Raw genomic sequence first — 22,716 nt, forward strand, 5'->3', positions numbered from 1 at the left:
GCGCGCGCGTCCCGGCGTCGTGGCCCGGGCCCACGACGGCGACCTCGCGGGGCCCGTCGAGCAGGGCCTCGGCCGTCGCGAGCGCCCACCCCGCGGCGCGCGGGTAGCGCAGGGCCAGCTGCAGCGGCACGCGCAGCGCGGCGAGCGCGGCCTCACGGTGCTCGAGGGAGCCCGTGGCCGCGGCGAGCGTCACGAGCGCGGCCGCGGCGGCCGGCTGGCCGCCGGGCGTGGGGCCGTCGGTCGGGTCCTGGGGGCGGCGCAGCGCGCCGAGCACCGCGTCGGTCTCGTCGTCGGCCGTGTCGTAGAACCCGCCCTCGCCGTCGGGGAAGTGGGCGAGCACGGTGTCGAGGAGCCGGCGTGCGCGCGTCGACCACTCCGCCTCGCCCGTGACCGCGGACAGCGCGAGGTACCCCTCGGCGACGTCGGCGTAGTCCTCGAGCACGCCGGGCGCTCCCCCGGCGACGCCGTCGCGCGACGTGCGCACGAGCCGGTCGCCGTCGGGCGCGGACCGGGTGTGCAGGTCGGCGAGCAGGCGCGCGCACCGCCGGGCCGCGTCGACCCAGTCCGGGCGGTCGAGCAGCGCGCCCGCCTCCGCGAGCGCGGCGACGGCGAGGCCGTTCCACGCGGAGACGACCTTGTCGTCGCGGGCCGGCCGTGGTCGCTGCTCGCGCGCCTCGCGCAGGCGGGCACGCACGGCGTCGAGGCGTGCGACGTCGGCGGGCTCGTGCTGCCGCTGGAGCACGGACGCACCGTGCTCGAACGTGCCCTCGTCCGTCACGCCGAGCACGTCGGCCGCCCAGGCGCCGTCGTCGTCGCCGAGGACGTCGCGCAGCTGCGCGGGCGTCCACGCGTAGAAGGCGCCCTCGCGGCCCTCGCTGTCGGCGTCGAGCGCGGACGCGAACCCGCCCTCCGGGGTGCGGAGCTCGGCGAGGAGCCAGTCCGCGGTCTCGACGGCGACGCGGCGGTCGAGCGGGTCGGCCGTCAGGCGCCACGCGTGCAGGTGCACGCGCAGGAGCAGCGCGTTGTCGTACAGCATCTTCTCGAAGTGCGGCACGGTCCACGTCGCATCGACGGAGTAGCGGGCGTACCCGCCGGCCAGCTGGTCGTACATGCCGCCGCGGGCCATGGCGTCGAGCGTGCGGCGGGCCATGGCGAGGGCGTCCGCGTCGCCGGTGCGCGCGTGGTGGCGCAGCAGCCACTCGAGGACCATCGACGGCGGGAACCTGGGCGCCCCGCCGAAGCCGCCGTCGCGCTCGTCGTACGTGGCGCCCAGCGCGCCGAGCGCGCGGGCGACGACGCGCTCGTCGACGAGGTCGGGGCCGTCGGCGGCGGCCGGCGGCCGGCGGCCGAGGGCGTCGGCGATGCCGGCGGCGCTGGAGACGACCTCGTCGCGACGCGTCCGCCACGCCGCCGCGAGCGCGGCGAGCACCTCCGGGAAGGACGGCACCTGCTGCACCCGCCGGGGCGGGAAGTACGTGCCGCAGAAGAACGGCCGGCCGTCGGGTGTGGTGAAGACCGTCATGGGCCAGCCGCCGCTGCCCGTCATCGCCTGCGTGGCGGACATGTACACGGCGTCGACGTCGGGGCGTTCCTCCCGGTCGACCTTCACGCAGACGAAGTGCTCGTTCATGAACGCCGCCGTCGCGGGGTCCTCGAAGGACTCGTGCGCCATGACGTGGCACCAGTGGCAGGCGGCGTACCCGACCGAGACGAGCAGCGGCACGTCGCGGCGGCGGGCCTCGGCGAACGCCTCGTCGCCCCACTCCCACCAGTCGACGGGGTTGTCGGCGTGCTGGAGGAGGTAGGGGCTGGTGGCGGCGGCGAGTCGGTTCGGCACCGGTCCAGCGTGGGTCAGGGTGGCGCGCGGTGCATCCGGGTGGGCGGGTCGGTGTCGCCGGCCCCGCGGCGGGCCGTCGCCTCAGGGTGCACCGGTGGCGGCGCGCCGCACGGCGCCCGGCGGACGCCCGGTCTCGCGGGAGAACGCGCGGCTGAAGGCCGCCTCGGACTCGTACCCGGTCGCGGCGGCGACCCGCGCGACGGTCTCGCCCTGGCGCAGGCGGTCCTCGGCGACGTGCATGCGCCAGCGGGTCACGTAGGTCATCGCGGGCACGCCGGCGACGGCGGTGAAGCGCTCGGCGAAGGCGGACCGGGACAGGGCGGCGTGCCGGGCCAGCGCGGCGACGGTCCACGGCGCGGCCGGGTCGGCGTGCACGGCGGCGACGGCGCGCCCGACGTGCGGGTCGCGCAGCGCGGCGAGCCACCCGGTGGTGTCGTCCTGGGTGTCGATCCACGCGCGCACGGCCTGCACGACGAGCACGTCCGCCAGGCGCGTGGTGACGGCCTCGCCACCGGGTCGCGCGTGCTCGACCTCGGCGGTCATGAGCCGCAGCGTGTCGGCCACCCACGGCGAGCGCCCGGCGGGCACGTGCACCACCGGCGGCAGGAGGGCGAGCAGGTGCCGGGACGCGGGCCCGTCGACCGCGAGGATGCCGCACACGAGCAGAGTGCGCGGTCCGGGACCGTCGTGGCGCAGCACCGAGTACTGGTCGGTGACGTACTCCTGCGGCAGCGTGTCGACGCGGCCGAGGGACGGCACGCCGGGAGCGCTGCGCAGCACGTGCCCCCGGCCGTGCGGCACGAGGGCGAGGTCGCCCGCGCGCAGGTGCACGGACGTGCCGTCGACGTCGACGTGGCACTCCCCCGCCGTGACGACGTGGAAGCTCACGCACGCACCGAGCGCGGGCATGTCGACGGCCCACGGGGCGGCCGCCTCGGTCCGGGAGTAGAAGAGCCCGGTGACGCGCAGCCGGTGCAGCGCGGCACCGACCGGGTCGGCGATGCTCCACGGGCCCGGCCCGCCGGGCTGCAGCGGCCCCGGGCCGCCCGCGGGCCGGACGGGCGCTGACGGCACGGTCGTGGTCACCGCGCAATCCTCCCGCCGCTCCGGACGATCGGCAATGTCCGGGCGACGTCCGATGGTTCCGCGTCCACCGCCGTCGGGGTGGGATGGACGTGTCCGGGCGCGACCCGGGGACGACGGAGGTCGACATGCGGGTGCTGGTGGTGGGTGCGACGGGTGGGTCCGGGCGGGCGGCGGTGGCGGCGCTGGTGCGGGCGGGCCACGAGGTGACGGCGCTGTCCCGGCACGGGGCGGCGCTGCACGGGCGGGGCGTGCGGGGGGTCGACGGCGACGCGACGGACCCGGCGACCGTCGACGCGCTGGTCGCGGGGCAGGACGCGGTGGTGGTGACGCTCGGCATCAGCGAGGACGCGCTGCGGGTGCGGCTGCGCGGCCCGCGCGGCACGGCGCCGGACGTCCGTTCGCGCGGCACCGCGGTGGTGGTGGACGCGATGCGGCGGCACGGCGTGCGGCGCCTCGTCGTGCAGACGTCGTACGGCGTGGGGTCGAGCCGTGCGCGGCTGCCCCTCGCGTCGCGCGTGATGTTCGCGCTCCTGCTGGCCCCGCAGATCGCGGACACGCAGCGGCAGGCGGACCTGGTGCACGCGTCCGGCCTCGACTGGGTCGAGGTGCAGCCGGTGAACCTCACGGACGACGACGTGGCGGTGCCCGCCGTCGTGGCGCACGACGACCGCACGGCGTCGATGCGGGTCGCGCGCCGGCAGGTCGGCGACGTCCTCGCGGCCGCGGTGGAACGCGACGACGTGGTGGGCCGGGTGCTCGCGGTGTCGCACGACGCACGCCGGCGGGTCGTCGCCGGGCAGGTGCTCGACGGGGCATGACCACGGGCGCGTCAGGACTCCGCCAGGACGCGGCACCCGGGCGTCACGGGTCCGTCACCACGCAGGTCTCCCCCGCCGGTTGCGGCCGACGCACGCGCTCGTAGCGTGGACGACGCGCGGTCCGGCACCCGACCGCGTGCACGTCACCGCCCGCGGGCCGCGACCGGCACCGCGGGCCCGACCGCAGGGAGGCACCCATGGCGACAGGCGAGACCGGCTTCGACGACGTCACCTTCGACCTCATCTCCGTGCAGTACCACTCGCTCAAGGCGGGGCACGACTACGGGCAGTACGTGCGCGACGCCCGGAACGCGGGCAAGGAGGAGATCGCCGCGTTCTTCGAGCAGGTCATGCGCGAGGACTCCGAGCGCGCGCAGCGCTGCCACCAGTTCCTCGGCGAGCTGACGCAGCACGGCACGGACGCGACGTCGCCGCAGGGCGACGCCTGACGCGTGCCGCACGCGGCCCGGCCCCGTCACGCACCCGGGGCCGGGTCGCGCCCCCACCGGGCGGCCCACCGGTCCCACGGCGGCAGCACGCGCCAGTGCCTGCCGAGCGTGCGGAACGCGCGACCGAACCGCGGCGCCCACTGCCGCCCCAGCCGCACGGAGCGCGCCGACACGCCCACCGACCACCCGCGGTCCACGACGACCCGCGCACGCGCTCCGAGCGCGAGCGCCAGGTCCAGGTCGTCGTGGACGTCGTCGACGCGCGTCACGGCGTCGCGCACGCGCCGCCAGTCGTCGGCGCGGAAGGCCATCGAGGACCCCCACAGCACGGGGTGGCCGGCCCCGAGGTGGCCGAGCACGTAGTAGGCGCCGAGGTACAGGCGGGCGACGCGTCGGCCCCACGCACCCGGCAGGTCGAAACGGCCCGTGCCGGTCACCGCGTCGACGCGGGGGTCGGCGAGGACGTGCAGCGCGTGCGCGACCCAGTCGTCGCCCGGCCGCGTGTCCGCGTCGAGGCGCAGCAGGACGTCGCCGCGGGCGGCGTCGTACCCCGCGGCGGCGGCGGCCGGGATGCCGACGCGCGGCTCGGGCACGACGCGCGCACCCCACCGCCGTGCGACGTCCGCGCTGCCGTCGCGGGACGCGTTGTCGACCACGACGACCTCGTCCGGCGGCACCGTCTGCACGGACAGCAGCCGCAGGCACGCGTCGAGGTGCGCGGCGTCGTCACGCACGGGCACGACGACCGACACGACCGGCCGGTCGGCGGTGTCCGGGGCGTCCGGCGTCGGACGGGGACGGGTGGTGCTCACGCTGCTCCTCCGGTCACGGGCACGCCGGTCCGGCGCGTCCTGGGGGCATGGTGCCCGGCGGACCCTCCCACAGCGAACGCGCGGCGCACCGGAGCGCCCGTGCCGGGTCGGACACGCGTCCACCGCGGCCGGACGCGTGTCCACGCTCCAGGTGCGGTCCGCCGGGGCCGTGGTGAGACTGGCAGGACCACCGCGCGTCGAGGAGATGGCGCGTGCCGGGGTGGTCCCGTACGCCGGGACGGCCCGACGCCAGCGAGAGGGAGCCACATGTTCTTCCACCGCCAGGAGCTGCAGTTCCACGCCAAGCCCGAGAAGCCGGACGCCGTCTTCGCCCGCAAGCTGCAGGAGGTGCTCGGCGGCCAGTACGGCGAGATCACCGTCGCCATGCAGTACGGGTTCCAGTCCTGGAACGCGCACATCCCGGGCAAGTACCGCGACCTGCTGTACGGCATCGGCGCCGAGGAGTTCGGCCACGTCGAGATGCTCGCCACGATGATCGCCCAGCTGCTGGACGACGCCCCGCTCGGCGTCGTCGAGGGTGCGGCGCAGGACGACCCGACGGTCGCCGCGATCATCGGCGGCACGGACCCCCAGCACGCGATCGTCGCGGGCGCCGGCGCGCGTCCCGTGGACTCGAACGGGAACCCGTGGTCGGCGGGCTACGTCACCGCGAGCGGCAACCTGCTCGCCGACTTCACCGCCAACGCGAACGCGGAGATGCAGGGCCGCCTGCAGGTGGCCCGGCTCTACCACATGACCGACGACAAGGGCGTGCGGGACATGCTCGCGTTCCTGCTCGCCCGCGACACGATGCACCAGAACCAGTGGATCGCCGCGGCGAAGGAGCTGCAGGAGGAGGGCCACGAGCTCCTGCCCGTGCCCTCGAACTTCCCGCTCTCCAAGGAGCACCGCGACGTGTCGTACCAGTACATCAACTTCTCGAACGGCGAGCACGCCTCCGAGGGCAGCTGGGCGTCCGGCCCCACCCCCGACGGCAAGGGCGAGTTCACGTACGTCGCCGAGCCGCCGGCCGGTGTGCCCGCGCCGAAGCCGACGCGCCCGGACTCGCGCCTGTACGGCACGACCGACGTCCCGAACCCGGTCGAGAAGATCGCCGGCCGCGTGCAGGACAAGCTCCACCGCGAGTGACGGTGCGCGGACGACTGCTGGCCGTGGCGGCGCTCGGTGCGGGCGCCGCCACGGCGGTCGTGCTCCGGCGCGGCCGCACGGCCCTCGACGCACCCGGACGGGGCACGCTCGCCGTGACGGTGGCCCTGACGTCGGACGAGATCGACGCGCGGGCCGCCGGCCTGACCGACGAGGCCGCCGACGTCCTGCGGCGCGCGCGCCGCACCCCGGCCCCGGGCGACCGGGGCACCGAGCTGCGGGTCGACGCGGACGGCGGCGGCAGGGCGGCCGACCGGCAGGCGGTGCGCCTGCTCAAGCAGGAGCTCGAGACGGGATCCCGGATGCCCCCGGACGACCTGACGGGTCGCCCGCCGACCCCGCAGGGGCTCGTGCTCGACGCGGCGCTGCGCGCCGCCGGACGGGAGGGACGCCTGTGAGGGCGCTGCAGTGGACCGGGGTCAACGAGCTCAGCACGGGCGACGTGCCCGACCCGCGCGTCGAGCAGCCGTACGACGCGATCGTCAAGGTGACGGCGAGCGTGACGTGCGGCTCGGACCTGCACCTGCTCGGCGGGTACATCCCGTTCATGCGGCACGGCGACGTCATCGGGCACGAGTTCCTCGGCGAGGTCGTCGAGATCGGCTCGGGCGTGCGCGCTCGGCGGGTGGGCGAGCGCGTCGTCGTCAGCTCGTTCATCGCGTGCGGCAGCTGCTGGTACTGCCGGCAGCAGCTGTTCTCGCTGTGCGACAACGGCAACCGCAACCCGGCCGTCACGGAGACACTATGGGGCTCGGCCCCCGGCGGGTGCTTCGGCTACTCGCACGCGCTCGGCGGGTACGCCGGGTCGCACGCGGAGTACGTGCGCGTGCCGTTCGCGGACGTCGGCGCGTTCCCCGTGCCGGACGAGGTGCAGGACCTGCGGGCGCTGTTCGCGTCGGACGCCGCGTCGACCGGCTGGATGGGTGCGGCCGACCTCGGCGAGGTGGGCCCGGGCGACGTGGTGGCGGTGTGGGGCGCCGGCGGCGTCGGCCAGATGGCCGCACGGGCGAGCCAGATCCTCGGCGCGGACCGTGTGGTCGTGATCGAGACGGACCCCTACCGCCGGGAGGTGGCGCGCCGCGAGCTCGGCTGCGACGTGCTCGACCCGCAGGACGCGCTCGGCGAGGCGCTGCTCGAACTCACGGCCGGCCGCGGGCCCGACGTCTGCATCGAGGCGGTCGGCATGGAGGCGTCGGGGGCGACCGGCCCCCTGGCGGCGCTCGACAAGGTCACGCAGCTCGCGCGCGTGCAGACCGAGCGCATCACCCCGCTGCGCGAGGCCGTCTACCACTGCCGCAAGGGCGGGCGGGTCGCCGTGCTCGGCGTCTTCGCGGCGTGGGCCGACCGGTTCCCGCTGGGTGCGCTCATGAACAAGGGGCTGACCCTGCGGGGCGCGCAGATGCACGGGCAGAAGTACATCCCGACGCTGCTCGACCTCATGGCGCGCGGCGAGCTCACGCCCGAGTACCTCGCGACGCACGAGCTCGACCTGGAGGACGGCGCGGAGGCGTACCGCCTGTTCAAGGAGAAGGACGACGGCTGCCTGCGTGCCGTCCTGCGCCCGGGCGGCCTCTGACCGTCCCCCCGCGGCTCCGCGCACCGCCGGCACCACCCCGGCGTGCGCGGAGCCGCAGGTCGCGGCGCCGGCGCGCGCACGCCGACGCCCCGGTGGCGGGCTCGTGGGACCGGGGCCACGATGGGTCGCGCGTCGAGCCGCGGCGCACCGCGCGAGGGAACGAGAACGATGACCACGACGTCAGTGCCGACGGACGCACCGACCGGACCCACCACGACGCGCCCCATGCCGCTGCCGACGCCGCGCGGCCCGCTCGGCGAGGCTCTCCTGCGCCTGCTCACCGGCGCGTGCGCCGACGCGGACGAGCTGCACGCCGCGCTCGCCGCGGTCGTCGCCGCCCCGCCCGGCTCGTGGCTCGAGGACGACGACGTGCAGCTGGCCCTGCTGTGCCTCTACGAGCTGCACTACCGGGGGCTCGAGGGCGTCGACGACGCCTGGGAGTGGGACGTCGACCTGCTGACCGTGCGGGCGACCCTCGAGCGGCACGTCGAGGACGAGCTGCGCGCCCGCGTGCCCGTCCCCGACTGCGCGGACCGCACGCGCACCGGCGTCGCGGCCCGGCTGTTCCGGCTGACGGAGGAGGACGACTCCCCCAGCCTGTCCCGCTACGTGGCCCGCCGGGCCACCGAGGAGCAGGTGCGCGAGATGCTCGTGCAGAAGTCGGTGTACCAGCTGAAGGAGGCCGACCCGCACACGTGGGCCGTGCCCCGTCTCGGCGGGCGCGCCAAGGCGGCCCTGGTCGAGATCCAGGCGGACGAGTACGGCGGCGGCGACCCCGAGCGCATGCACCACGCGCTCTTCGCGTCCTCGATGCGGGGCCTGCGGCTCGACGACACCTACGGCCGCTACGTGGACCACGTCCCGGCCGCGACGCTGGCGTCCGCGAACGTGATGTCGCTGCTCGGCCTGCACCGCCGCCTGCGCGGCGCGGTGGTCGGGCACCTCGCGGCGTTCGAGATGACGTCCTCGCTGCCGAACCGCCTGTACGGCAACGGCCTGCGCCGGCTCGGGCACGACGACGAGGCCACCACCTGGTACTTCGACGAGCACGTCGCGGCCGACGCCGTGCACGAGCAGATCGCCGCCCGTGACCTCGCCGGCAACCTCGCCGAGGAGGAGCCCGCGCTGGTCGACGACGTGCTCTGGGGCGCCGCGGTGTGCCTCGCCGTCGAGGGCTGGGCCGGGGCGGGCACGATCGCGCGGTGGGAGGCCGGCGAGTCGTCGCTGCGCCTGCCCCTGTGAGCGCGGCGTGCGCACCGCAGCCGTCGTCGCCGCCGGCGTGACGCCGCAGCGGTCCGACCGCCCGCGCGTCGCCGACGCCGTCTACCTGCTCCCGCTGCGGACGGCCGAGCCCGCCGACCGGGAGACGTGGACGTACCTCGCGCGCGTGGTGCGCGTGGTCGACGTCGTCGTGGTGGACACCTCGCCGCCCGAGGTGGCCGACGTGCACGCCCACCACCTGCCGCCCGGTGTCCGGCACCTGCGTGCCGACCCGCCGCCACCGGGCGCGAACGGCAAGGTCGTCGCCGTGCGCCACGGGCTGCGGGCCACCCGGCACGAGCGCGTCGTGATCGCGGACGACGACGTGCGCTGGGACGTCGACGACCTCGTGCGGGCGCTGGGGATGCTCGACGGCGCCGACGTCGTGCGCCCGCAGAACGTCTTCGCGCCCACGCCCTGGCACGCGCGCTGGGACACCGGCCGCGCGCTGCTCAACCGCGCGCTCGGCGGGGACTGGCCCGGCACGCTGCTCGTGCGCCGGTCCGCGCTGCCGTCGCACGGCTACGACGAGCGGGTCCTGTTCGAGAACCTCGAGCTCGTGCGGACCGTCCGGGCGCGGGGCGGACGCGAGCACGTCGCGCTCGACGTGCTCGTCGAGCGCCGGCCCCCGACGACGCGCCGCTTCCTCGACCAGCGCGTCCGGCAGGCCTACGACAGCCAGGCCCAGCCGCTGCGGCTCGCGGTCGAGCTCGCGGTCCTGCCGCTGGTGCTCACCGCGCTCGCGCGCCGGCGGCCGCTGCTGCTCGGCGCGGGCGCGACGGTCGTCGTCACCGTCGCCGAGACCGGCCGGCGCCGCGCCGGCGGACGGTCCCGGTTCCCCGCGACCGCCGCGCTGTGGGCACCGCCCTGGTGCCTCGAGCGGGGCGTCTGCGCCTGGGCCGCCCTCGCGCTGCGCGCCGCCGGCGGCGTCCCCTACGCCGGCACCCGGCTGCGCCGCGCGGCGCACACGCCGCACGACCTCCGCCGCGCGGCGGACACCACCACCGACCCGAGGAGCACGACATGACGCAGGACCTGCCGCCGACGCCCGTGCCGGACGGCACGCCGGGGCGGAGGGGTGCCGGCCGTGCCGTGCGCACGCCGCCCGCGCGCGCGTCGGTGACGTTCTGCCCGGACGGGCCGGTGCTGGTGCGCGGCGACGTCGACCTGCGCGACGAGGACGGCAACGCGGTCGAGAAGCCGCGGCCCACGGTGGCGCTGTGCCGGTGCGGCGGCTCGGCGATCAAGCCGTGGTGCGACGGGACCCACAAGGTCAACGGGTACCGGTCGCTCGACTGACCGCACCGCGCTGACCTGCACGGGGACGCGGTCCGGGACGCGCGCGCCGTTTTGCTTCCCCGCCGCGGTTCGCCTACCTTCTTCCACCGGGTCAGGACACGGCCCACGGATTTTTCACCGACGGGGGTTCTCCTCACGTGTCCACGACCATCCGCGACGACCGCCCGGTCGGTCATGACGTCCCTGCCGCCCGCGCACCGCGCCTGCGCCACGTCCCCGGCGACGGCAGCTGGTGGTGGTCGCCGGAGTGCTGGGCGCTGTTCGGGTTCGACGAGGGCGACGTCGTCCTCACCACGGAGGTCGTGCTCGCGCACGTCGCCCCGGGGGACCGCGACCGGTGGTGGGCGACCTTCACGGGTGCCACCGAGCACCCTGTCCAGACCCGGTTCCGGCTGCGCGACGCCCACGGCGAGGTGCACCAGGTCGTGGCGGTGTGCCGCCGCGCGGCCGACGGGACGCTCGAGGCCGACCTCGTCGACGTGACGCGGCTCGTCGCGGCCGAGGGCAGCCGGCTCGCCACGACGCAGATCGCCGCGTCGGCCGCGTCGCGCGCGACCATCGAGCAGGCCAAGGGCCTCCTGGCGGCGACGTTCGGCGTGTCGCCGGAGACCGGCTTCGCACTGCTCCGTGAGGCGTCGATGCGCAGCAACGTCAGCCTGCGGACCATCGCGGAGGGCATCGTCCGGCACGTGGTCGACCGCAGGGTGCGCGTCGAGTCGCTCGCGGCGGGCCTCGAGCCGTTCCTGCTCGGTGTCGGCCCGGACGACGTGCTGGACGACGACCGCCGGGGCGGCGTCTGACCGACGCCGTCAGTCCGCGCGCGGCTCGAACGTCGACGCCCCCGGATCCACGCCGCCGACGGTCCGCACCATGTCGTGCGCCAGGTCACGCAGCTTGACGTTCCGTGCCTGCGAGGCGCGCCGCAGGACGTCCATCGCCTCCCGGGCGGAGCACCGGTTCTGCGCCATGACGATGCCGATGGCCTGGTCGATCACCGCGCGCGACTCGAGCGCCGCCTGCAGGTCCGCCGTCGTCGTCGCGAGGTCCACCAGGCGCAGCGAGTACTCCAGCACCCGGCCGAGGTCCGCGGCGAGCTTCTCCGCGCGGGCCACCGCCGCGTCGTCCCAGCAGTCCGCCTCCTCGGAGTAGACGTTGAGCGCGACCTGGACGTCCGGCTTCGCGCGCACCGGGAACGCGGCGGCGCAGACGAAGCCCTCCGCGACGGCGGCGTCCCGCCACCGCGGCCACCGGTCGTCGGACGCCACGTCGGGCACGAGGATCGTCACGTCGTCGTCCACGGACGACAGGCACGGCCCGGCGGCGTCGGCGTACTCCACCTCGTCGCAACGGCGGGCGCGCTCACCGGTCCACGCGACCGAGGTCGCGGGGCCGCCGCGCCCGCCGCGGCGCAGCGTCACGCTCGTCTCCCCCGCGGTGCCGGCGAGCAGGGCCGCGGACGCGTAGGCCACGGCCTCGAGGACGCCGTGCACGTCGGTGGCCTGCAGCAGGGTGGTGTGCAGGGCGTCCATCGCGTCGCCGACGGGGTCCTGCGCGCCTCCCCCCCGCTCCGTCGAGCGCTCGGACCCCTCGGTCATCCGGTCGCCGTCACGTTCTCGTACGCCCGCTGCGCGGACTGCTGTGCGTCGGCGAGCGCCTCCTCGGCCGTCGCCTCGCCCAGCAGGGCCTCGGTGACGGCGTTGTTGAGCGCGTTGCCGATCTCCTGGCCGGCCGGCGACGCGCCGAAGGTCTGCCCGTACTCCAGCACGTCGTAGTAGGTGGCGATCACCTGGTCGAAGCCGGGGTCGCCGGACTCGACCACCCAGCGGTCGCGGACCAGCTGGTCGGCCTCCGGGGAGCCCGTGAACAGACCCGTGTTGATGCCGCCGTCCTCCTCACGCGTCGCGGCGCGGGCCTCGCCCGCGGCCTCCCACGCGTCGAGCTCGGTGAGCTCGAGCATCCACGCGCACGCCGCGTCCGGGTTCTTCGCACCGGCCGGCACGACGAACGCCGTGCCGCCCGCGACGGAGAACGGCTGGCCCTCGGCGTCGCGGAACGGCACCGCGCGCAGCTGCACCTGGCCGACGTACGGGGAGAGCACGTTCGGGTACCACTGCGCGTTGACCTGCGCGGCGACCTGGTCGGTGACGTACTGGTTGGCGTCGCCGAACGTGTCGAAGGAGTCGGTGAACGACTTCACGGCCGCGTAGCCGCCCTGCGCGTCGGTGATCTGCTTGAGCATCTCGACGCCCGCGACGTTGCTCGGGTCGTCGAGGGTCGGGCGACCCTCCTCGTCGATGAGCTGCCCGCCCATGCCGAGCACCCACAGGCTCGCCTGGCCGGTGGCCACCGGGTCGAAGCCGAGCCGGGACGGGGTGCCGCCCTCCTCGGTGTACGTCGCCGCGACCGCCTGCAGCAGCACGTCCGGCTGCGACGTGTCGATCTGCTCGTCGGTGATGCCGGCGGCCTCGAGCACGCGCGTGTTCAGCAGGATCGCGGGCGGCTGGTAGAACTGCGGCACCGCCCACAGCTGGTCGTCCCAGCGCACGTCGTCGACGACGAAGTCGTAGAAGCGCTCGTCGGCCTGCACGCCGTGCGCGTCGTAGCAGGCGTCGAGGGGCTGGATGAGGCCCTGCGCGGCGTAGGTCGCGACGAACCGGCGGTCCATCTGCACGACGTCCGGCACCTGCCCGCCCGCGACGCGCGTCGTGAACTTCTGCGCGTCGAAGGACGTCTGGTCCATCGTGATCTCGACGTCGCCGAGCTGCTCCGCGGCGTACGCGAGGCGCGCCTCCCCGACGTCGTCGGCGTTGTCGAAGCCCCACGCGGCGAGCGCGCCCGTCGGCGCGGTGGTGAAGTCCGTCGGGCCGTCGCCGCCACCGGCCGCGCCGCCGCCACCCGGGCCGCAGGCCGCCAGCGTGGCGGCTGCCGTCGCGAGCGCGAGCCCGCCGAGCAGTGGTGCGCGTCGTGCGCCCCGTCGTGTGGTCCTCATCGGGTCACCCCTTGCGTCCGGTCGTCGCGATGCCGTCGACGAAGTAGCGCTGCCCGAAGGCGAACAGCGCGAGCATCGGCAGCGTCACCAGGAGGGACGCCACCATCACGTACTGGTAGTCGCCCTGACCGCCGGCGGTCGGGCTGTAGCGGGTCATCGCGTAGGCGATGCCCAACGGGGCCGTGAACTGCTCGACGCTGCCCGCGTTGAGGTAGATCAGGGCGGACTGCAGGTTGTTCCACGAGGCCTGGAACTCGAAGAGCAGCACGATGACGAACGACGGCACGGCGAGCGGCATGGCGATCCGCCAGAACTGCTTCCAGTAGCTCGCGCCGTCGATGAGGGCCGCCTCGAAGATCTCGCGCGGCAGGCCGAGGAAGAACTGACGCTGCAGGAAGATGTAGAACGCGGACCCGAACAGGTTCGCGCCCCACAGCGGCACCCACGTGCCGAGCAGGCCCGTCTCCTTCCAGATGAGGTAGACGGGGATCATCGTCACGGCGCCGGGCAGCATCATCGTGGCGAGCACGAGGCCGAAGAGCAGGCTGCGGCCCGGGAAGCGGAACCACGCGAACCCGAACGCCACCACCGAGCTCGACACCGCGACGGCCACCGCGGCGAGCACCGCGATCGACACGCTGTTGGTGAGCCAGCTGAGCAGCGGCAGCTCCTGCCAGACCGTGACCCAGTTGTCCCAGCGCACCGGCGAGGGGATCAGCGAGTTGTCGAAGACCTGGCCGCGGCCCTTGAGGCTGGCGGCGACGAGCCACAGCAGCGGGTACAGGAACAGCGCCGTGATGCCGATCAGGACGGCCCAGCGGACCACGCGGCCGACGCGGCTGAACCGGCCGCGCCGCCAGACCGGCGCCTCCTCCGCGACGCCGCGGCCGCGGGGGGCGAGGGGCACCTGCGGGGGTGCGCCGAGCGGGGTGGTCGTCGTGGTGGCCATCAGCGGTCCGCCTCGTAGTAGACGAAGCGGTTGCCGAACCGCACCTGGACGAGCGTGACCAGCATGACGATCACGAACAGCAGCCACGCCATGGCGGCGGCGAAGCCGAAGTTGAACTGCCGGAAGGCCTGCTGGAAGAGGTAGATCGCGTAGAACAGCGACGCGTCCGGCGCGCTCGACCCCTGGTCCCGCCAGAACAGCAGGTACGCCGAGTCGAAGATCTGGAACGCGGCGATCGTCAGCACGATGGTGTTGAAGAAGATCGCACCGGAGATCATCGGCACGGTGATGTGCCGGAAGAGCCGCCACGGGCCGGCGCCGTCGAGGGTGGCGACCTCGTACAGCTCGCGCGGCACCGACTTCAGCGCGGCGAGGAAGATCACCATGGTGCCGCTGACGGCCCACAGCGACATGAGGACGATCGACGGCTTGATCCAGTCGGGGTCGACCAGCCACTGCGGGGCCGGCAGGCCCAGCGCCCGCAGGAACCGGTTGACCGCGCCGTTGGAGCCGTTGAGCAGCAGGAAGAAGATCGCGGCGGTCGCGACGGCCGGCGTCATCTTCGGCAGGTAGAAGACGGTGCGGAAGAACCCGGCGCCCCTGCCCACGCGGTCGAGCATGACGGCGAGGAAGAGCGCGAACGCGATCTCCAGCGGCACCGCGAGCACCGCGTAGAAGAGCGTGTTCCCGAGCGCCGTCGCGACGCGCGGGTCCTCGAACAGCTCGCGGTAGTTCGCGAGCCCGACCGGCGTCGCCGTGCCGGTCGCGAGGTTGTACCGCGTCAGCGAGATGTACAGGCTCCACGCCATCGCGCCCGCGGTGAAGACGAGGAACCCGACGACCCACGGCGAGATGAAGAGGTAGCCCGCGACCGCCTCGCGGTCCAGGCGGCGTCGTCGCCGTACCGGCGCCGTGCCCGGCACCCCGGGTGGGCCCGCCGCCACAGCGGGCGCAACCTGCGTCATCGCCGGCTCCCGTCGTCCGTCCGCGCCCGGTCGACCGGGTCGCGGCACCCTCGCCCGTCCACCTGCTGGAACGAGTCGAGGACGGTTCGGACGATAGAACCGCTTCTCCCCCGGCGCGACTTCTCGGACGCCCGCGCGGACGTGCCGTGCGTCTCACGCGCGGCGGCCCCCGACTCCCGGCGGCAGGGACCGCGAGGTCGCGGGAGTCGTGCGAGGTCGCGGGCACGAGCCCGCGCCCTCGTGGCGAAGCCGCGACCTCGCGGGGATCCCGCGGACGCGTCAGGCCGCGGCGGCGTGCATCCGCACGCGGGTGTGGGCGAGCGTGGCCGGCAGCGGGTCACCCGCGAGCCCCGGGTGGCTGGCGGGGCTCCACCGGACGTCGCGCACGAGGTCCGACAGCAGCGTCGAGGCCGTCATGAGGACCACGTCCTGCCCCGGGCAGACGACGGGGCCGAGGCTGAACGGCACCACGAGCCAGTCCTCGTCGGTGCCCGGGGGGCCGGACCAGTCCGTGCCCCGCCAGTGCGCGAGGTCGAACGTGTCCGCCGCGGGGCGGCGCTCGGGATCGCGGTGGAACCACGAGCTGACGAGCGCGACGCCGTGGCCGCGCGGCAGCGCGACGTCACCCCACGTGGTGGGCGCGACCGTCTCGCGCAGCAGCACGAGGGTCGTCGGCCACAGCCGGACGCTCTCGAGCACGGCTGCGCGGGCGAGCGGCAACGTGCGGACACCGCCGGCGGCCGCGACCTCGACCGCCTCCGCGCGCAGGGCGTCCTGGAGCGCCGGGCGCGCAGCCGCCACGGCGAGCGCACGCCAGAGCGCGATCCGCGCGGCGTCGAAGGCGAAGAGCCAGTGCGGGACCTGCGTCGCGGCGAGCGCGGGCGTGCCGCCGCGGGCCACGCCCGCGCCGGCGAGGCTGTCGAGCGGCGCGGTGCGCACGTGCGCAAGGACGCGCCGCGTGAACCGCGACCGCAGGGCGCGGCGCTGCGGGACGGCGAAGGCCCAGTTGGCGCGCATGCGCAGCGCCTGCAGCTCGTCGACGAGCGCGGTGTCGTGCCGCGCGCCGGGCCCGAGCGTCACGGTGCGCGCCGCCGCCCAGAGCGGCTCCTCCGCGTCGTCGAAGGCGAGCGTGCCGCGCCCCTGCGCGAACCGCGCGAGGCCGTCGGCGATGCCGTGCAGGGCGCCGACGACCCCCTCGCCCGCCGAGTGCAGCGGACGGCCCGTCTCGAGCGCGTCCTCGTTCCACGCGCGCAGCGCCGGGCGCTCGTCGAGGGGGCTGATGAGCACGCCGCGCGGCTGGAAGTGGCGCAGCGCGGCCCGCTTCTCGGCCGACGCGGGCGAGAACGGGTCCGGTGACCCCTCGAGCACCGCGCGACCGTCGCCGTGGTGCAGCGGCAGCACCATGCGGCGCGGGCCGAGCGTCACCGCGACGGGCCGCCGGTCGTACCGGTCGGCGAGGCCTGCGAGGACGTCCGCGGCACGCGCGTCCGCGCGCAGGCGCTCCGCGACCGACCCGGCGCGCGGACGGCGCAGGATCGCGCCCTGCGCCAGGAGGGGAGCCAGCACCGTCGTCAGGACGCGGGCCTGCTCGGCGGGACGCAGGGTCACGACGTCGCGCGGCCCCACCCGGTCGTCCCGGGCGGGGCCGGCGGCTGCGGTCGGCGCGGCCGTCAGGGCGTGCCCCGGCGGCCGTCGTCGTCGCCGTCGTCGAGCGGCTCGAGCGTCGGTGCCTCGCCGTCGTGCTCCTCCGGGACCGGGTCGGGGTCCACGCCCAGGCTCGGCAGGTCGGGCTGCTGGGGGTCGAAGGTGGCGGGGAGCTCCTCGCTCACGCCGTCCCCTCCTCCGTGCTGCGGGGGTTGAGGTTGTCCGGGTCGGCGTCGGGGTCGCCGCCCGGTGCGTCGTCGTCGCCGGACGCGGCGCCACCCGTGCGCGGGTTCAGGCTGCTCGGGTCGGTGTCGGGGTCCTGGTCCGGGTCGTAGCCCGTCGTCTCCTCGGTCATGCCTCCCACCGTGACACCGGTCCGCCGGCCGCGCACCCCGAGCCGGTCCCCCCGTCGCCCGGCCGGGACACCGGTGCCCGCGCAGGTCAGCGCACCCGCCCACGGGGTCAGCCGGGCAGGTTCCCCGGTGCCATGGCCCGGTGGTAGACGCCGGTCGCCTCGTCGAGCGCGGTCTGCCCGAGCCGGGCGACCGGCACGACGTCGTCGACGAGCGGCTCGCTGTCCGGGCCGCGTCCGACCTCGGTGCCCGTCAGCACCCAGGCGTACCGTTCGCCACCGCCCAGGTGCGCGTACTGGCAGACCTGGCGCGCCATCCACTCGCGGGCGGGACGGGTCCACCACGGCTCGGGCGTGAGGCGGTTGACGCTGAGGCCGGGCAGCGTCGCGCCGCTCTCGCCGTCGACGCTCGGGCTGCCGCGGTCGACGTCCGGACCGGCGCTGAACCGCACGTAGGCGGTCGCGTCCAGCGCCTGCACCACCTCGACGAGCTCGTCGAGGCGGGTCACCAGGAGCATGTCGTCGGTCGGCGGCGTCATCGGCTCGGCCGCAGGGTGTCCATGGTGGTGCTCCTCGTCGGTCCCCCGGCGGCCGGGCCCCCGGGCGGGCGGACGCACGATGCTCGACGTCGCCCCCAGCATCCGCCGGACGCGGGGACCGTGCACCTCCGGGCCGTCACGTCGACGGCGCCGCCGAGATCTCGCCGAGCACGTCGCCGGCGTCCTGCGCCACGGCGACGTCACCGAGCGAGACGACACCCACGACGGTGCCCCCGTCGACCACGGGCAGGCGGCGCACCGCGCGCTCGGCCATGAGGCGCGCCGCGTCCTCGAGCGGGGTGGACGGGTCGACGTGCACCGGGTCGGGCGAGCACACCTGGCCGACGGGGTCGCCGCCCGACCCGCCCACCGCGAGGACGCGCGTGACGAGGTCGCGGTCGGTGACGATGCCGGCGAGGCGCTCGTCCTCGTCGAGCACGACGACGTCGCCGACGTCACGCACGCGCATGAGCTCGGCGACCTCGCGGACGGTGGCCGTGACGGGGGCGGTGACGACGTCGCGGTCGACGACCTCGGCGACGGTGCGGCTCATGGTGCTTCCTCCCTGCGGTGGCTGCTGACGCCCGCCACTGTCGCACCGGCGGGCGACGCCTCGGGGACACCTCAGGGGCGCGGCGGCACCGCCGTCTCGAGGTGCACGGCCTTGAGCACGGTCATGGCCGCGAGCAGGTCGGGTCCGTAGCCGGCCCCGGCGCCGGACTCGCGGCGCGGGTCCGCCGAGCCGCCGGGTGCGCCGCCGAAGACCGCGTTGATCTTCACGGTGCCGACGTCGAGCGTCTCGGCGGCCTCGAGCGCGTGGTCGAGGCTCGGCGTGAGCACGGTCGCCGCGAGCCCGTACGCGCCCGTGTCGGCGAGCTCGAGCGCCGTGGCGAAGTCGGGCACGCGCGTCACGGCCGCGACGGGCCCGAAGGTCTCGTCGGTGAGGACCGCCATGTCGGCCGTGCAGCCGTCGAGCACGGTCGGCGCGAAGAAGGCGCCGGGACGCTCGAGCCGCGACCCGCCGGCGAGCACGCGCGCACCCGCCGCGACCGCGGCGTCGACGTGCTGCTCGACGACCGCGAGCTGCGCCTCGTCGACCAGCGGCCCGAGCTGCGTGCCGGGCTCGGTGGGGTCGCCGACGCGCATGTCGCGCGCGATGCCGGCGAGGGCCTCGAGCACGTCGTCCGCGACGTCCTCGTGCAGGTACACCCGCTCGACGGAGGTGCAGAGCTGTCCTGTGTTCGTGAAGGCGCCGACGGCGATCTGCTCGGCGGCCCACGCCGCGTCGACGCCCGCGTCCACGACGATCGGGTCCTTGCCGCCGTTCTCCCGCAGCACGCGCGCGCCGCGGGCGCCCGCCGCCGCCGCGATGGCGCGGCCCGTCGCCGAGCTGCCGACCTGCGCGACGAGCGCGACGCGCGGGTCCGCGACGATCGCGGCGCCCGTCGCCCCGTCGCCGTTGAGGACCTCGAGGACGCCCGACGGGAACGCCTCCGCGACGAGCCGCCCGAGCGCCCAGCCCGCGCGCGGGCTGCGCTCCGACGGCTTGTGCACCACGGTGTTGCCGGTCACGAGCGCCGCGGCGAGCAGCCCGGCGGCGGCGGGGAACGGGTCGTTCCACGGCGTGATGACGGCGACGACGCCGTGCGGCTCGCGCCGCACCACGTCCAGCGCCAGCGGGTCGCCGGCGAGCGTGCGGCCGGTCGCGCCGAGGCCCGTCGTCGCCGCCTCCTCGAGGATGTCCGCCGCCACCCGCGCCGACTCCACGGACGTCGCCAGCAGCCGTCCCGTGTCGGCGGTGAGCAGCGCACCGAGCTCGTCGGCCTGCTCGCGCACCCGCGCGGCGGCGGTCCGCAGGGCGGCGGCACGGGCACCCGGTGCCGTCCGGCGCCACCCGCGCCGCGCCGCGTACGCCGCGCCGACGGCCTCCGCGACCTCGTCGTCGTCCGCCGGCACGAGCACGACGGTCGGCGCACCGTCCACCGGGGAGACGCGGACGACCTCACGCGTGCCGCGCGCGTCCACGACGTGGCCGCCGACGACGTGCGCCGCGAGCCGCTCGGGGGTGGCGCCGCCGGCCGGCGCCGGCGCGGTGGCGGCCGGCGCGGACGGGGTGACGGTGGTCGGGTCGGACGTCGTGGTCATGTGCTCTCCGATCGAACGGGCGTGAGCGGCCACGCGGGCCGCACGGGGTGTCGGGCGGGTCTGGCAGGGCGTCCACGGGGCCCGGACGGGGCCCCACGGGACCGGCGGGCGAAGGATGCGGGAGGTGGAGCCGCTGGACAAGCCGGACGATCACTCCCGAAACCGTTCGAGGTGCACGACCGGGTGAAGTGCTCCAAGGTGGGCCCGGGGTCGCACCCCTCCGGAAGAAGCCCGGATGCGTACCTGATCTGCAGCCGGACCCCGTCCGGGACGACTGTGGACCACACACGGAAGGTCGGCCACTCATGCGCGTGCTCGGCGTCAACGCCATCTACCACGACCCCTCGGCAGCCCTCGTCGTCGACGGCCGGGTCGTCGCCGCGGCCGAGGAGGAGCGGTTCAGCCGCCGCAAGCACGGCAAGCGGCCCGTGCCGTTCTCGGCGTGGGAGCTGCCCGAGCTGTCGATGCGGTGGTGCCTCGAGCAGGCGGGCCTCACGCCCGCCGACGTCGACGTGGTCGCGTACTCGTTCGACCCGGAGCTGTCGAAGTCCGCGGAGGACCTCGGCCTGCACGACCCGTGGGACCACCTGCGCACGACGTACGCGCAGAACGTCGGCGGCTTCCTGCGCACCGCGCTGCCCGGCATCGAGAACGCGCGCCTGCACCACGTGCCCCACCACGTCGCCCACGCCGCGTCCGCGGCGCTCGCGTCGCCGTTCCCGACGAGCAGCGTCCTCGTCCTCGACGGCCGCGGAGAGCGCGCCTCGCACCTGTCGGGGCGCTACGAGGACGGCCGCATCGAGGTCTTCACGACCCAGGAGCTCCCGCACTCCCTCGGCCTGCTCTACGAGTCGCTGACCGAGCACCTCGGCTTCCTGCGCTCGTCCGACGAGTACAAGGTGATGGCGCTCGCGTCCTACGGGCAGCCGCGGTTCCTCGAGCAGCTGCGCGAGCACGTGTACGCCACCGACGACGGCGGCTTCGTCGCCGAGATCCCCGACTGGACGCGCTTCGCGCCGAAGCGGGTCGACGACGGCACGTGGGGCGGCGACCACGCCGACCTGGCGTCGTCCGTGCAGACCCGCCTCGAGGAGGTGCTGGTCGACCTCGCGCGGTGGCTGCACCGGCGCACCGGTGACCGCGTCCTGACGATGGCGGGCGGCATCGCGCTCAACTGCGTGGCGAACTCGCGCGTCTGGCGCGAGAGCGGCTTCGACGAGGTGTGGGTGCAGCCGGCCGCCGGAGACGCCGGCACGTCGCTCGGCGCCGCGCTCCAGGCCGCCGCCGAGCTCGGCGAGCCCGTGCGCCCGATGCCGGGCGCCGACCTGGGGCGCGGGTGGAGCGACGACGAGCTGGCGCAGTGGCTGCGCACGGCGCGCGTCCCCTTCACGACCCCGGCCCCCGACGCGTTCGCGGGCGAGGTCGCCGACGTGCTGGCGTCGAACGGCGTCATCGCGTGGTTCGACGGCCGCAGCGAGTTCGGCCCCCGCGCCCTCGGGCACCGGTCGCTCCTCGCGCACCCGGGCCACGCCGAGAACCTCGAGCGCATGAACGACGTCAAGGGACGTGAGCAGTTCCGCCCGGTGGCGCCCATGGTCCTGCTCGACCGCGCGCCGGAGATCTTTTCCGAGGGGCCGATCCCCAGCCCGTACATGCTGTTCGTGCACCGCGTCGCCGAGGAGTGGCGCGACCGCATCCCCGCCGCCGTGCACGTCGACGGCACCGCGCGCATCCAGACGGTCGACCCGGCGACGCAGCCGCGCCTCGGCGCGACCATCGAGGCGTTCGCCGAGCGCACGGGCCTGCCGGTCGTCATCAACACGAGCCTGAACACCGCGGGGCGCCCGATGGTCGACGACCCGCGGGACGCGCTCGAGCTGTTCGGCTCCGCGCCGGTCGACCTGCTCGTCCTCGGTCCGCACCTCGTGCGTCGCGCCGACGTCTTCGCCGCCGGTCCGGGCGGCGACGACGCGCGGCGGGCCGGCGACGGGGCGGCCGCGTGAGCCCGGAGGTCTCCCCCGCGCTCCCCGCGTGGTCGGTCGTCGTCCCGACGATCGGCCGGCCGTCGCTGCGCGCGCTCCTCGACACGCTGGCCGCCCAGCCGTTCGGCGCGGCCGGCCCGTCCGGTCCGGTGCTGCCGGCGCCCGAGGCGGTCGTCGTGTCCGACGACCGTCCCCTGACGGACACCTCGCCGCTCGACGTCGAGGGCGTGCCGCTGCCGCTGCGCGTGGTGCGCGTCGGCGGGCGCGGCCCCGCCGCCGGGCGCAACGCCGGCTGGCGGCGCACGGCGACGCCGTGGGTGCTGTTCCTCGACGACGACGTGCTGCTGCCCGCCGGCTGGGCCGCGGCGTTCGCGGCCGACCTGGCTGCCGCCGACGCCGAGCCCGACGTCGCCGCGACGCAGGGCCGCCTGCGCGTGCCGCTGCCCACGCACCGGCCGCCGACCGACTGGGAGCGGAGCACGGCCGGGCTGGAGGGCGCCCGCTGGGCGACCGCCGACATGGCGTACCGACGCGCGGCGCTCGACGCGGTCGACGGCTTCGACGAGCGCTTCCCCCGGGCGTACCGCGAGGACGCCGACATCGCGCTGCGCGTGCGGGCCGGCGGCTGGCGTCTGCACACCGGCGACCGCGTCACCACCCACCCCGTCCGCCCGGCCGACGACCGCGTCAGCGTGCGCGTCCAGGCCGGCGCCCGGGACGACGCGCTCCTGCGGGCGCTGCACGGACGCCGCTGGCGCGACCTCGCCGAGACGGGTCGCGGCCGCTTCCCGTGGCACGTCGCCACCGTGGCGTCGGCGGCCGCCGGCGTCGGCGCGCTGCTCACGGG

24 protein-coding genes are annotated in these 22,716 nt (G+C 75.9%); 11 read left to right on the top strand and 13 right to left on the bottom strand.

Features of this window, described 5'->3' with window-relative positions; genetic code table 11:
- Both AB6N23_RS09645 and AB6N23_RS09650 read right to left on the bottom strand, forming a co-directional pair.
- Window positions 1-1,837, bottom strand: a 1,837-nt coding sequence (locus tag AB6N23_RS09645; RefSeq protein WP_412865862.1) for a thioredoxin domain-containing protein, incomplete at its 3' end; no start/stop codon positions are given.
- A gap of 81 nt (window positions 1,838-1,918) precedes the next feature.
- Window positions 1,919-2,869 (bottom strand): AraC family transcriptional regulator, encoded by a 951-nt coding sequence (locus AB6N23_RS09650; protein ID WP_412865884.1) that lies wholly within the window; start codon window positions 2,867-2,869, stop codon window positions 1,919-1,921.
- A 143-nt stretch (window positions 2,870-3,012) separates the two neighbouring features.
- Here AB6N23_RS09650 and AB6N23_RS09655 point away from each other — a divergent pair, with 143 nt between their 5' ends.
- A complete protein-coding gene (locus AB6N23_RS09655; protein ID WP_412865863.1) occupies window positions 3,013-3,741 on the top strand; it encodes an NAD(P)-dependent oxidoreductase in 729 nt (242 codons plus the stop codon).
- 197 nt (window positions 3,742-3,938) lie between these two features.
- Window positions 3,939-4,190, top strand: a complete 252-nt coding sequence (locus AB6N23_RS09660; RefSeq protein WP_155377502.1) for an acyl carrier protein — start codon at window positions 3,939-3,941, stop codon at window positions 4,188-4,190.
- A 26-nt stretch (window positions 4,191-4,216) separates the two neighbouring features.
- On the opposite strand, the gene AB6N23_RS09665 is transcribed toward AB6N23_RS09660, so the two are convergent.
- Entirely contained in the window at window positions 4,217-5,002 is a 786-nt protein-coding gene (locus AB6N23_RS09665) for a glycosyltransferase family A protein (RefSeq protein ID WP_412865864.1), read from the bottom strand.
- Between the two features lie 267 nt (window positions 5,003-5,269).
- Here AB6N23_RS09665 and AB6N23_RS09670 point away from each other — a divergent pair, with 267 nt between their 5' ends.
- The 7 genes from AB6N23_RS09670 (at window position 5,270) to AB6N23_RS09700 (ending at window position 11,104) form a co-directional block, all read left to right on the top strand.
- Window positions 5,270-6,151: a manganese catalase gene (locus AB6N23_RS09670; RefSeq protein WP_412865865.1), complete on the top strand. Its 882-nt coding sequence runs from the start codon at window positions 5,270-5,272 to the stop codon at window positions 6,149-6,151.
- 2 nt (window positions 6,152-6,153) lie between these two features.
- Window positions 6,154-6,567, top strand: coding sequence for a hypothetical protein (locus tag AB6N23_RS09675; protein ID WP_412865866.1), 414 nt, complete (start codon window positions 6,154-6,156; stop codon window positions 6,565-6,567).
- On the top strand, window positions 6,564-7,745 hold the full coding sequence (locus AB6N23_RS09680) for a zinc-dependent alcohol dehydrogenase (protein ID WP_412865867.1): 1,182 nt from the start codon (window positions 6,564-6,566) through the stop codon (window positions 7,743-7,745). The genes AB6N23_RS09675 and AB6N23_RS09680 overlap by 4 nt, the downstream gene beginning before the upstream one ends.
- Window positions 7,746-7,913: 168 nt before the next feature.
- Complete coding sequence (locus AB6N23_RS09685; protein WP_412865868.1) at window positions 7,914-8,987, top strand: iron-containing redox enzyme family protein; 1,074 nt, start codon at window positions 7,914-7,916, stop codon at window positions 8,985-8,987.
- A 7-nt stretch (window positions 8,988-8,994) separates the two neighbouring features.
- Window positions 8,995-10,032, top strand: coding sequence for a glycosyltransferase family 2 protein (locus tag AB6N23_RS09690; protein WP_412865869.1), 1,038 nt, complete (start codon window positions 8,995-8,997; stop codon window positions 10,030-10,032).
- A complete protein-coding gene (locus AB6N23_RS09695; RefSeq protein WP_412865870.1) occupies window positions 10,029-10,304 on the top strand; it encodes a CDGSH iron-sulfur domain-containing protein in 276 nt (91 codons plus the stop codon). Before AB6N23_RS09690 ends, AB6N23_RS09695 begins: the two co-directional genes overlap by 4 nt.
- Window positions 10,305-10,441: 137 nt before the next feature.
- Entirely contained in the window at window positions 10,442-11,104 is a 663-nt protein-coding gene (locus AB6N23_RS09700; protein WP_412865871.1) for an ANTAR domain-containing protein, read from the top strand.
- Window positions 11,105-11,113: 9 nt separating this feature from the next.
- Here the strand turns inward: AB6N23_RS09700 and AB6N23_RS09705 are convergent, their stop codons facing one another.
- From AB6N23_RS09705 to AB6N23_RS09750, 10 genes are all read right to left on the bottom strand, one after another.
- Window positions 11,114-11,899 carry a GAF and ANTAR domain-containing protein gene (locus AB6N23_RS09705; protein WP_412865872.1) on the bottom strand — a complete coding sequence of 262 codons (786 nt, stop codon included), beginning with the start codon at window positions 11,897-11,899 and terminating at the stop codon, window positions 11,114-11,116.
- Window positions 11,896-13,293, bottom strand: coding sequence for an extracellular solute-binding protein (locus tag AB6N23_RS09710; RefSeq protein WP_412865873.1), 1,398 nt, complete (start codon window positions 13,291-13,293; stop codon window positions 11,896-11,898). The genes AB6N23_RS09705 and AB6N23_RS09710 overlap by 4 nt, the downstream gene beginning before the upstream one ends.
- A 4-nt stretch (window positions 13,294-13,297) precedes the next feature.
- The gene (locus tag AB6N23_RS09715; protein WP_412865874.1) at window positions 13,298-14,242 is read right to left on the bottom strand and encodes a carbohydrate ABC transporter permease; all 945 of its coding nucleotides are present in this window, start codon (window positions 14,240-14,242) and stop codon (window positions 13,298-13,300) included.
- The gene (locus AB6N23_RS09720; protein ID WP_412865875.1) at window positions 14,242-15,207 is read right to left on the bottom strand and encodes a carbohydrate ABC transporter permease; all 966 of its coding nucleotides are present in this window, start codon (window positions 15,205-15,207) and stop codon (window positions 14,242-14,244) included. Before AB6N23_RS09720 ends, AB6N23_RS09715 begins: the two co-directional genes overlap by 1 nt.
- A gap of 279 nt (window positions 15,208-15,486) precedes the next feature.
- On the bottom strand, window positions 15,487-16,815 hold the full coding sequence (locus tag AB6N23_RS09725; protein WP_412865876.1) for a cytochrome P450: 1,329 nt from the start codon (window positions 16,813-16,815) through the stop codon (window positions 15,487-15,489).
- 62 nt (window positions 16,816-16,877) lie between these two features.
- Window positions 16,878-17,036 (bottom strand): chromosome partitioning protein, encoded by a 159-nt coding sequence (locus AB6N23_RS09730; protein WP_412865877.1) that lies wholly within the window; start codon window positions 17,034-17,036, stop codon window positions 16,878-16,880.
- The gene (locus AB6N23_RS09735; RefSeq protein ID WP_412865878.1) at window positions 17,033-17,206 is read right to left on the bottom strand and encodes a hypothetical protein; all 174 of its coding nucleotides are present in this window, start codon (window positions 17,204-17,206) and stop codon (window positions 17,033-17,035) included. The genes AB6N23_RS09730 and AB6N23_RS09735 overlap by 4 nt, the downstream gene beginning before the upstream one ends.
- Before the next feature lie 107 nt (window positions 17,207-17,313).
- The gene (locus AB6N23_RS09740; protein WP_412865879.1) at window positions 17,314-17,742 is read right to left on the bottom strand and encodes a DUF6098 family protein; all 429 of its coding nucleotides are present in this window, start codon (window positions 17,740-17,742) and stop codon (window positions 17,314-17,316) included.
- Between the two features lie 136 nt (window positions 17,743-17,878).
- On the bottom strand, window positions 17,879-18,295 hold the full coding sequence (locus AB6N23_RS09745) for a CBS domain-containing protein (RefSeq protein WP_412865880.1): 417 nt from the start codon (window positions 18,293-18,295) through the stop codon (window positions 17,879-17,881).
- Between the two features lie 71 nt (window positions 18,296-18,366).
- The gene (locus AB6N23_RS09750) at window positions 18,367-19,887 is read right to left on the bottom strand and encodes an aldehyde dehydrogenase family protein (protein ID WP_412865881.1); all 1,521 of its coding nucleotides are present in this window, start codon (window positions 19,885-19,887) and stop codon (window positions 18,367-18,369) included.
- A 305-nt stretch (window positions 19,888-20,192) separates the two neighbouring features.
- On the opposite strand from AB6N23_RS09750, the gene AB6N23_RS09755 reads away from it, so the two are divergent.
- Window positions 20,193-21,890 (top strand): carbamoyltransferase family protein, encoded by a 1,698-nt coding sequence (locus tag AB6N23_RS09755; RefSeq protein ID WP_412865882.1) that lies wholly within the window; start codon window positions 20,193-20,195, stop codon window positions 21,888-21,890.
- Window positions 21,887-22,716: glycosyltransferase family 2 protein (locus AB6N23_RS09760; RefSeq protein ID WP_412865883.1), on the top strand; the 830-nt coding region annotated here is incomplete at its 3' end. The genes AB6N23_RS09755 and AB6N23_RS09760, both read left to right, overlap by 4 nt.

This window comes from Cellulomonas pasadenensis (genome assembly GCF_047229365.1).
Lineage (GTDB): Bacteria > Actinomycetota > Actinomycetes > Actinomycetales > Cellulomonadaceae > Cellulomonas.